Raw genomic sequence first — 3,690 nt, 5'->3', positions numbered from 1 at the left:
CGCCAGATCTCTTGGCATAGGAACCGTTATGATAGGCGGAACCATGAAAAGAGAATTGTTTGAAAATGCAGTTAAACTAAAAGAAGGTCAGATGATGCCTTGCGTTACACCTATTGGAATTCCTGCAGCCAAGAAAGCTGTAAAAGATACTCTTATGAGAACAGGTATTAAGGCTGATTCAAGGAAAGAAGCTTCAAAGCTCTTTTTCCAGGATAGATTTGATAATCCTATGGCTGATGTTAGTGATGAATTAAAGCTTGCGCTTGAGCAAGTGAGATGGGCTCCTTCAGCTGTTAATAAGCAGCCATGGAGAATCGTAAGACAGGGTAATGTATACCATTTCTATGAAAAGAGAGACGGAGGGTATACAAACCCAAGCACAGGAGATCTTCAGAAAATTGATCTTGGAATTGCTATATGCCACTTTATGACTAGCCTTAAGGATCATGAAATTGATACTAAGCTTATAATTGAAGATCCTGGCATAGAAAGTGCAGTAGATACTGAATATATAGCAAGTATTATGGTACAATGATTTAGAGGGGTCACTAGAAAGTTAACTATATAATTTAAGGAGGACGCTACTATGACTAACATGTTTGACTTGACGGGGAAAGTTGCGCTGGTTACAGGTGCATCTTCTGGCTTAGGGGTACAGTTTGCAAAGGCTCTTGCACAGCAGGGAGCTGATATTGCCATCTGTGCAAGAAGAGTTGAGAAACTTGAAGCTGTCAAAAAAGAGATCGAGGCTTTAGGGGTTAAATGCTTCGCTTACAAATGTGATGTTCTTGATACAGCTTCCATTAGCGAGATGGTTAAGGCTGTTGAAGACCATTATGGCAAAATTGACATTCTTGTTAATAACGCAGGCGTAGGCGATTCTGTTCCTGCAGAAGATACACCTGATGATGGTTGGAACAGGGTAATTGGAACTAACTTAAACGGTGTTTTCTTTGTGGCAAGAGAAGTCGGCAAAGTTATGATCAAGAATGGTTATGGCAAGATCATAAATATAGGTTCTCTTCATTCTGAAGTTGTTATGTCTAATAAGGCATGGCCTGTTGCTGCATATGCAGCTGCAAAGGGCGGTGTCAAGATGATGACCAAGGCTCTTGCAACAGAATGGGCAAGAAAGGGAATTACGGTTAATGCTATAGGACCTGCTTATTTTGAATCAGAAATGACAGGAGAAGTATTCGAAGGCGGCGGAATGGATGCTGTAACGGATGCATATTGTCCTATGGGCAGAGCTGGAAGACCGGGTGAACTTAACGGAGCACTTATTTATTTTGCTTCTGATGCATCATCCTATACTACAGGACAGATTCTGTTTGTAGATGGCGGATGGACCGCAATCTAAGCTTAAACAAGAACGCTATTTACTACTAATAATGTTTTCTGATAGTGACCGGGCGGCGCGTTGGGGTAACTCAAGGCGCTGCTTTTTTTTACTATAATAATCTAATGATTTATGTTTGCCTGTCTGATTTTCTTGAAGAGGATATAATGATTACCTGACTTACTTTCTTAATGAGGTTATCATGTTTTTCCGATATAATAACATAGAACATAGTTCGCCATCTTAAGGGCATAGGCAGTGATATAATTATAGCTAATATAGATTGCCGGTATTAGTCTTTTAAGTATAGTTATAGAAATACAAATATTATGATGATCAGTTTGGATAAAAGGAATAACAAATGCGTAAATATATAGTGGTGCCTTTAATAGGTATAGCATGCATCGTTTTGCTTACACTTGTAATCAGACACGTCAATATTGAAAGCGGCGTTAACATGGATGAAGCAAGACAGGAATATAAGGATAGTGTTGAAGCTTCTACTTTTTATGAACCTGTTGAAGGAGATTATGTTGAGTCGATAGATATAAGTGTTGAAGATGATGATTATCTTGATTCAAGCTGGGAATATCGCACTACTGTCAAAGTGAACGTACAGATGGAAGAGGACTTTCGCAAATTACATTTAAAAGACAGAAGCGAAATATGCATAGGAATAGATAACGAAATCGAAGACAGAGTGACAGAATTGTATAAAAACAGCAGTTTTTATCAGCTGTTTCAGGAAAACAAGACTTCTCATAAATATGCATCTTTTGAATATATGATGTACAAAGGCCATAAGCTTTATATAAGTCATAATGTTGATATTATATTTTATGATGGATTAAATGAGTATGAATTCTGGCCAACTTGCATGTCTGTAGGAAAACCGGGAGCAACTCCCGTGTCTTACAAATTCACTATCGAAGATGGACATATTACTGAATTTGAAAAAATAGTTTTCAATACCGGAAATAGTAGTTCAAGCACTGATAGTAGCACAGATAGTGATAAAAACGGCAGTAGTAGTGAATCTTCTGACAATAAAAAATCATCTACAAGTAAGGATGGTAGCAAGTTTGATCCTTATGATGTAAATGATTATGATTCTGCTGAGGATTTTGCAGATGACAAATATGAAGAGTTCTACGACTACGAAGACATATACGAAGATGAAGATGAAGCATATGACGCAGCCGAAGAATACTGGTATGAAGAGCATGAGTGAAAATCCTGCTTACATATCAGCTTCTTGTCTTTATTCCAAGTTCTTTGTGCATTATGGCCTTTTCTTCATACATTCTCTGATCAGCCCTCATATAGACTTTATGAGAAGTTGGAGAACTGAATTCATGGCTGAAGGCATAACCTGTTGCTACACTTCTTTGATATTCAGGGTGAAGAGAATTGATATTATTAAGATAGCTATTCATTTGGTCTATAAGGCCTTTAATATCTACATCTTTACTATCCTCGATTATTACAAGAAATTCATCGCCGCCCATTCTGGCGCATAGTCCATAGCTTTCAAAGGTGCGATTTAAAACATCTGAAAACTCTTTGATATACTGATCACCTGCAACATGACCAAATTCATCATTTATCGGTTTAAGGCCATTAAGATCAATACTAATGATGCAGTAGTCATCAGTAGTATTGTCAAGGTCGCTCATCAGTTTATCAGCTTTTGATCTGTTAGGCAGGTTTGTAAGTCCGTCAGCATAAGCAAGACGCGACAAAGAAAGGTTTTCCTGCTTTCTTGCATAATGCTGGGTAATATATACAAGATAGGTAGATAATTGTGACATCGCAAATATAAGGCAGGCTCCTGATAGCATGATCATATCTGCAAGTGAGACAGTTCTTATATGTATTGAGTTAAGATAATAGATTATTACCTGTATTAAAAGTCCTATAGAGAAAATATTTATGCCAAGCATCTGAACTTTTACAGAAGGATCGACGTTAGGTTTTTTTACAAGCTTAAATGAATAATAAAATAGCATGCCGCATCCTAAAAGCCCGAGAAAATGGTACAAAACCAACGTTTTAAGAAGATGTATATTAAAAATATAGTGAAGTACCAGCTGGGTTATGGTCAATGCATATGACATATACATACAGATCTTAAAGAATCGGGCATCTTTAAGATTTAAAATGTTGTATATCAAAACGTATAAGAAAGGTATGATAAGATATAAGAATACATATTCTATTTCTGTTTCATACGGTGTGTAGACAAAAAATGATAGCACATTATAGTAGGACATAAGCCATATTCCTATAATAATGCTAAATAAAGCTCCCCATAAAAGACTTGCGATCTCAGGCACAGAGCTTATAAATAA

The 3,690-nt window shown here is 36.9% G+C and carries 4 protein-coding genes; 3 read left to right on the top strand and 1 reads right to left on the bottom strand.

Features of this window, described 5'->3' with window-relative positions; genetic code table 11:
• The 3 genes from K6G87_RS11235 to K6G87_RS11225 all read left to right on the top strand — a co-directional run.
• On the top strand, positions 1-535 hold a 535-nt coding region (locus K6G87_RS11235), incomplete at its 5' end, for a nitroreductase family protein (RefSeq protein ID WP_296837158.1).
• Between the two features lie 51 nt (positions 536-586).
• Positions 587-1,360 (top strand): SDR family oxidoreductase, encoded by a 774-nt coding sequence (locus K6G87_RS11230; protein ID WP_296837155.1) that lies wholly within the window; start codon positions 587-589, stop codon positions 1,358-1,360.
• 340 nt (positions 1,361-1,700) lie between these two features.
• Positions 1,701-2,570 (top strand): hypothetical protein, encoded by an 870-nt coding sequence (locus tag K6G87_RS11225; protein WP_296837152.1) that lies wholly within the window; start codon positions 1,701-1,703, stop codon positions 2,568-2,570.
• Between the two features lie 16 nt (positions 2,571-2,586).
• Here K6G87_RS11225 and K6G87_RS11220 read toward each other — a convergent pair.
• The coding region (locus K6G87_RS11220; protein ID WP_296837150.1) for a GGDEF domain-containing protein at positions 2,587-3,690 on the bottom strand (1,104 nt) is incomplete at its 5' end.

The organism is Butyrivibrio sp. (assembly GCF_024699075.1).
This window is presented reverse-complemented; position numbering and strand designations above follow the sequence as displayed.